Source organism: Polaromonas sp. P1_G2 (genome assembly GCF_056405515.1).
The window spans coordinates 1-394 of the sequence record NZ_JBFUBY010001485.1 but is presented as its reverse complement, the minus strand read 5'-3'; the positions used below and the strand labels follow the sequence as shown (position 1 = coordinate 394).

General features: G+C 58.9%; 1 protein-coding gene. It reads left to right on the top strand.

Annotated features, from left to right (window positions below; all coding sequences use genetic code 11):
* Nucleotides 1–176: 176 nt before the first annotated feature.
* Nucleotides 177–394 (top strand): twin-arginine translocation signal domain-containing protein (locus AC1D0P_RS31200; protein ID WP_477680266.1); only part of this gene is annotated, 218 nt, incomplete at its 3' end.

Sequence of the window (394 nt, the reverse complement as noted above, 5' to 3'; positions counted from 1 at the left end):
TCAGCCAGCCGTCACCGCTCTGTCGATGATCTTTCCGACCCAGGCCCGTCGAAAAGTGATATTGTCGGTTGCTGTCACGGCCATTTCGCCCACGCGTCACAGAAGGGCGCTAAGTTGCCGCTGATGTCGTTCCAGATCATTTTACCGCGGGGTATCAAATGTGTTTCGAATGCCGAATGTCACAATTCAACCGTCGTCATTTTCTCTCCATGGCCAGTCTGGGCGCCGCAGCGCTCGCTCTGTCGCCGACGCTTTCCTTTGCTGCCACCGCTGAAAGCGCGCTTAGCCCAGACGAAGCCCTTGCCAGACTGCAGGCCGGCAATGCCAAATTCGTCGCCGACGCCAATGCCTGTGCTGCCCATCTCGCCGAACGCCGCAGCGAAACCGCTAAGGG